This is a genomic window from Kitasatospora sp. NPDC056651 (assembly GCF_042792155.1).
Classification (GTDB): Bacteria; Actinomycetota; Actinomycetes; order Streptomycetales; family Streptomycetaceae; genus Kitasatospora.
The window spans coordinates 1-5,777 of record NZ_JBHTWX010000203.1; the positions used below are offsets into that span (position 1 = coordinate 1).

A 5,777-nucleotide genomic window follows, 5' to 3' on the forward strand; every position below is an offset into this window, starting at 1 on the left:
CTCACGCGGCGGCCGCGGGTGCGCCGTTCCCATGACAGGGGGCGGCGCGGGCCCTGTTTCAGGGCGCGCACCGACCCCCGGTGCGCCGGGTCAGCGGGCGCCGGCCCGGGCGCGGCGGTAGAGCACGCCGCCACCGAGCATCAGGGCCAGACCGGCGGCACCGAGCAGCTCGACGCCACCGGCACCGGTGTGGGCCAGCTGGGCCGCCGGGGCGGGCGCGACGGCCGCCTCGGCCGCCACGGCCGGAGCGACGCTGCGCGGGACGGGCGGGGCCTCCTCCGCGGAGACCTGCGGCGGGGTCGGGCACTCCTCGGCGCAGCCCTCGGCCGGCGGCGCGACGGGCTTCGGGGCGGGCTTCTCCACGTTGGCGCAGTCGTTGCCGAAGGCCGGGTTGCCGACGCCGGCCACGTTCACCGAGTTGCCGCAGGCGTTGACCGGGACGTCCACCGGCGCCTGGACGCTGTTGCCGGAGAGCACGCCCGGCGAGTTGGTGGCGACACCGGAGGCGCCGGCCCCCGGGACGGCGGTGCCGGCGCCCTGGTGACCGCCGGCCTCGGAGCTGCCGAGACCGCTGCCACCGAGGCCGCTGCCACCGACGCCACTGCCGCCGGTGCCGTTACCGCCGGTGCCGTTACCGCCGGCGCCACCGCCGTGGCCGCCGACCCCGCCACCCCCGCCGCCGCTGCCGTCGGGCCGGCCGCCCTGGGCGGGCTTGGAGGCGTGGTGCGCTCCGCCACTGACGTTGGCGCACTTGTTGCCGAAGGACGGGTTCAGCAAGCCGACCAGGTCGATCGTGTTGCCGCAGAGATTGACCGGCACATCGACCGGCACCTGCACCGAGTTGCCCGAGGCGACGCCGGGTGAACCCACGGCACCCCCCTGCGCCTCGGCGCCACCCGCGTAGGCGTAGCCGGCGGTCGAGGCCAGCACACTGCCGGTGGCCACGGCCGTGAGGATCCCCTTCTTGGCTACATTCCTCATGTTTTCCCCTGACATTTCGAGACGACGTGTCTACCTTGACATGAACCTGTAAAAAGTCGGAATTTCCGTATATCCGTAAATCACGCAAGGGCTGCGGCTGCACACGAGTTAACGAGGGGCCGACAGGGAGGTTGAGCCGAACGTACCGGCTTCACCCGATCGAGCGATTGCGCCGGAGCCCGTGTATCCGGGAGTCGCCGAAGACCGAACACCCCCGGTGCGGCGCGTCCGCCGCCCGGGGGCCGGGATGGGTCGGCTCAACAGGCCTCGACGGCCCGGAGGTCGACTCAGACGTTGGCGCAGGTGTTGCCGAACGCCGCGTTCAGCAGGCCGACGACGCTCACGGTGTTGCCGCAGAAGTTCACCGGGACGTGCACCGGGACCTGGATCGTGTTCCCCGAGACGACGCCCGGGGAACCGGCGGCCACACCCTCGGCGACGGCACCGCCGTGAGCGGACGCGACGCCGGCGGCGGCGAACACCAGACCACCCGTGGCGGCGGCGACAGCGGTGATCTTCTTGACCTTCATCATTCCTCCTGTATGGACAACGCAACCCGTTCGGCGGGCTGCACAGGGATGAACGACGTTGCGGCAAACGGGGTACGGAGTGGATCTCCCATTCACCCGCAACGGTGATGGATCGCACGCATGACCGGCCTCGGATTTCCAGCAGAATCGCTTCTGTTGATCTCCTCCAGCCCATCCCACAATCATCCGCTCCGACAATGCGGTCGGCCCGCTCCCGGAACTCCGGAAACGGGCCGACCCAGTCGCCTGATCAGTGGCGGTTCAGCAGGCGTCGATGAAGCGGTCCAGCACCCGGACGCCGAACTTCAGGCCGTCCACCGGCACCCGCTCGTCCACACCGTGGAACATCCCGGCGAAGTCCAGCTCCGGCGGCAGCTGGAGCGGCGCGAAGCCGAAGCAGCGGATGCCCAGGTCCTGGAAGGACTTGGCGTCCGTCCCGCCCGACAGGCAGTACGGCACCGCCCGCGCGATCGGGTCCTCGGCCCGCAGCGCGGTCTGCATCGCCTCGACCAGGGCACCGTCGAAGCCGGTCTCGATCGCCTTGTCCGCGTGCAGGCTCTCGCGCTTCACGCGCGGGCCGAGCACACTGTCCAGCTCGGCCAGGAACTCCTCCTCGAAGCCCGGCAGGAAGCGCCCGTCCACGTGGGCGGTGGCCTGACCGGGGATCACGTTGACCTTGTACCCGGCGCCGAGCATGGTCGGCTGGGCGGTGTTGCGCAGCGTGGTGCCGATCATCTTGGCGATGCCGCCGAGAACCCGCAGCGTCTCGTCCATGTTCTCCGGGTCCAGCTCGACCCCGAGCGCGTCCGACAGCTCGTCCAGGAAGGCCCGGACGGTCTTGGTGATCCGCAGCGGGAACTGGTGCCGGCCGAGCCGGGCGACCGCCTCGCACAGCTCGGTGATCGCGTTGTCGTCGTTCTCCATCGAGCCGTGGCCGGCCCGGCCCTCGACCGTCAGGCGCATCCAGTGCATGCCCTTCTCGGCCGTCTCCACCAGGTAGAGGCGGACCTGGTCGTTGACGGTGAAGGAGAAGCCGCCGACCTCGCCGATCGCCTCGGTCACGCCCTCGAACAGCCCCGGGTGCTTGTCCACCAGGAAGCGCGCCCCGTAGGTGCCGCCGGCCTCCTCGTCGGCGAGGAAGGCCAGCACGATGTCGCGCGGGGGCTTGCGCCCGGTGCGCAGCCGGTCGCGGACGACCGCCAGGGTCATCGCGTCCATGTCCTTCATGTCGACCGCGCCGCGACCCCAGACGCAGCCGTCCGCGATCTCGCCGCCGAACGGGTCGTACGTCCAGTCCGCCGCGTTGGCCGGCACCACGTCGGTGTGGCCGTGGATCAGCAGGCCGGGACGGGAGCGGTCCTCGCCCTCGATCCGGACCACCGTCGAGGCCCGGCCCTTGGCCGACTCGAAGATCTGCGGCTCCAGCCCGAACTCGGCGAGCTGTTCGGCGACGTACTCGGCCGCCCTGCGCTCCCCCGGGCCGGAGCCGTCCCCGTAGTTGCTGGTGTCGATCCGGATCAGATCGCGACAGATCTCGGCGACCTCCGACTCAGCCGTCACCTTCGGGGCCGCCGACTCGCTCCGCTCGCTCACGGTCACTCCTCGTCTTGGGCCCGCACCGACGCACCAGCGCGCCACCCCCAGGACCTGCACCCGGGCCGTACGAGCACGTCCGCCCATCCTCCCCCAGCCCCCGGCCCCGATCCAGCCCCGCGCGCTCCCGAAACCCGCTGGTCACGCCCCCGCCACATGCCGCCCCTTGCCCCCGCCACCGGTGCCGCTCCCCCGGTCCGGAACCGTTTTGGGAGCCCAAGCCGATCTTTGCTACAGTTACATCTGTCAGCGCGACGGACGAGAGATCGGAAGCCGCGAGGACGACACCCGGTCCGGGTGGCGGAATGGCAGACGCGCTAGCTTGAGGTGCTAGTGCCCTTTATCGGGCGTGGGGGTTCAAGTCCCCCCTCGGACACCGGCGAAAGGCCCCAGATTCATCTGGGGCCTTTCTGGTTTTCCGACTCTCCCACGCCCTGGCTTCCGGGTTTCCGGCTCTCCGGAGTTTCCGGGGTTCCAGGGTTTTCGGGGTTCCGGATTTTCCGGCGACGGTTCCGGCCGGGGCCCGGTCAGCCGGTCATGGTCGCGCCCGCACCCGTGTAGGCGCCGTAGACGCCCGTGTCGTCCGCCCAGATCCAGTAGCCCGTGTGCGAGACGCCGTCGGAACCGACGTGGGAGTCGGCGACCTGGAAGCCGGCGCCGTTCTCGTTGACGATGAACTGGCCCTGACCGAAGTTCGCGTCCAGGCCTTCCGGGGCGGCGGCCGAGGCCAGGCCCGCGCAGCCGATGACGAGCGGGACGGTGAGGGCACCGACGGCCACCACTCGCTTGAGAGCACGCATCAAGATCTCCTCCACGGAGTTTCGGGTTGGGGCGGGAGCTGTTCGACCCCGCCGCGATTCAGACAGCCACGCCCCGCACCCCGTCGCAACCGGCGCCACGCCCCCGCCCGGCCTCACGTCCCGTCAGAATCGCCGTTCCCACCAGCGAGGATACGACTGGTGTGCTTTTTCATGAGGATCAGTCGGCTGGAGCACCCCACGACTCCGCTCCGCCCCGAACACAGGGGAATCCCCTCGGAGTTCACCGGAACTCCGAGGGGATTCGCGGCTTGGGTCAGCCGTTCTGCCAGGTGGCGCCGGAACCCGTGAAGGCCCCGGAGACACCGGTGTCGTCGGACCAGATCCAGAAGTCGGTGTGCTGGACCCCGTCGGAGTTCAGAACGGAGTTGGCGCTCGCGGCGCCGGCGCCGTTCTGGTTGGCGACGAACTGGCCCGCGCCGAAGTTCGCGTCCAAGCCTTCCTGCGCCGAGGCCAGGCCGGCGCAGCCGATCACGAGCGGGACGGCGATGGCACTGGCAGCCAGGACACGCTTGAGAGCACGCATGGAAATCTCCTCCACGGAGTTTCGGAATCGAGATGGCGTCGCCGATCGGCCCGCCGCGACTCAGACAGCCATGCCCCGCATCCCGCCGCAACCGACGCCACGGCCCTCTCGGCCCGCGCTCGGCCGGAAACGCCGAGCCGACCAGCAGAAATACTGATCAGGTGATTGTCGGGAGGATCATTCGGCCGGAGCAGACCGGCGACACCCGACAGCCAGATCGGTCCGGCGCCACCGACCGTCCCCGGACCGGCCCCGCCGCTCGCCGATGTCATTCGAAAGCCTGATCCGGGGATCGGCCGTACGGGAACGATCGGCCGGAGGCCCGTCCGCCGGTCGCGCCGGACGGATGCGACGGATCGTCAGGGCCGGCGGGCGTCGTCGCCCAGGGCGCTCTCGATGCCCTGGACCATCCGCCACAGCGGCGCCCGGCGGCTGGCGACCAGGACCACGACCTCGTCGGACTCCCCCTCGGCGGCTTCCGCCGGGCGGTCGCTCCAGGTGCCGGTGACGAAGGCCATCGCCGCGTCCACCTCGGCCACCCAGTCGCTCTCGCCGCCCGAGCGCAGCCAGGTGCGCAGGGCGTGGTTGTGCGCGGAGACGACGGCCGCGGCGATCACGTCCGCGCGCAGCGGGCCGTCCGGGCGGTCGGCGAAGCGGTCGCGCAGATAGGCGGCGAGGGTGTGCTCGTAGCGCCAGACCACGGACAGCTCGTACGCCCGCAGGCCGGGCACCTTGCGGGTCAGGCGGTAGCGCTGGACGGAGAAGGAGGGCTGCTCGGCGTACATCCGCAGGACCAGGCGGGCGGCGTCGCAGGCGTGCTTGACCGGGTCCTCCTCGCCGCTGCCGGACTCCAGGAACTCCGTCATCTCGGTGAGGCTGCGCTCGTGGTCGGGGAAGACCACGTCCTCCTTGGCCGGGAAGTAGCGGAAGAAGGAGCGCCGGCCGACGCCCGCCAGCGAGACGATGTCGTCGACGGTCGTCTGCTCGAACCCCCGCTCCAGGAAGAGCTCGAAGGCCGCGGCCACCAGCGCCTCGCGCATCGCCGGCTTCGAGGGCCCGTCATTCATGGGCTGGTCCTGCTCTTCCTTGTCGCTCATTCACCGGAACCTAACATCCACCCTCGGGGTGGCCGGGACGGCCGGGCCGCCCCTTCGGGCCCGGCCGTCGGTGCGCGTCGGTGCGCGCGGGTGTGGGTCTCGGGAAAGGTTTCGAGAGGGGGTTACGGGAGGGGTTACGAGGGGTTACGGGAGGTTGCGGGCCATCACGATCCGCTGCACCTGGTTGGTCCCCTCGTAGATCTGCGTGATCTTCGCGTCCCGCATCATCCGC

The 5,777-nt window shown here is 70.8% G+C and carries 7 protein-coding genes and 1 tRNA gene; 1 reads left to right on the forward strand and 7 read right to left on the reverse strand.

From position 1 onward, the window contains the following. Window positions 1–90: 90 nt before the first annotated feature. From ACFRAR_RS38045 to ACFRAR_RS38055, 3 genes are all read right to left on the reverse strand, one after another. Window positions 91–945 carry a chaplin gene (locus ACFRAR_RS38045; protein WP_380704924.1) on the reverse strand — a complete coding sequence of 285 codons (855 nt, stop codon included), beginning with the start codon at window positions 943–945 and terminating at the stop codon, window positions 91–93. Window positions 946–1,268: 323 nt separating this feature from the next. Then, window positions 1,269–1,511: a chaplin gene (locus tag ACFRAR_RS38050; RefSeq protein WP_380704934.1), complete on the reverse strand. Its 243-nt coding sequence runs from the start codon at window positions 1,509–1,511 to the stop codon at window positions 1,269–1,271. Between the two features lie 261 nt (window positions 1,512–1,772). Beyond that, window positions 1,773–3,104, reverse strand: coding sequence for a M20/M25/M40 family metallo-hydrolase (locus ACFRAR_RS38055; protein WP_380704926.1), 1,332 nt, complete (start codon window positions 3,102–3,104; stop codon window positions 1,773–1,775). Window positions 3,105–3,395: 291 nt separating this feature from the next. Between ACFRAR_RS38055 and ACFRAR_RS38060 the strand changes: the two genes are divergently transcribed. Further along, window positions 3,396–3,480 (forward strand) — tRNA-Leu (locus ACFRAR_RS38060). Between the two features lie 151 nt (window positions 3,481–3,631). On the opposite strand, the gene ACFRAR_RS38065 is transcribed toward ACFRAR_RS38060, so the two are convergent. The 4 genes from ACFRAR_RS38065 to ACFRAR_RS38080 form a co-directional block, all read right to left on the reverse strand. Then, on the reverse strand, window positions 3,632–3,904 hold the full coding sequence (locus ACFRAR_RS38065) for a hypothetical protein (RefSeq protein ID WP_380704928.1): 273 nt from the start codon (window positions 3,902–3,904) through the stop codon (window positions 3,632–3,634). A gap of 274 nt (window positions 3,905–4,178) precedes the next feature. Beyond that, on the reverse strand, window positions 4,179–4,448 hold the full coding sequence (locus ACFRAR_RS38070; RefSeq protein WP_380704930.1) for a hypothetical protein: 270 nt from the start codon (window positions 4,446–4,448) through the stop codon (window positions 4,179–4,181). 359 nt (window positions 4,449–4,807) lie between these two features. Then, window positions 4,808–5,545, reverse strand: a complete 738-nt coding sequence (locus ACFRAR_RS38075) for a TetR family transcriptional regulator (protein ID WP_380704932.1) — start codon at window positions 5,543–5,545, stop codon at window positions 4,808–4,810. Between the two features lie 144 nt (window positions 5,546–5,689). Then, window positions 5,690–5,777: acyl-CoA dehydrogenase family protein (locus ACFRAR_RS38080; protein ID WP_157846636.1), on the reverse strand; the 88-nt coding region annotated here is incomplete at its 5' end.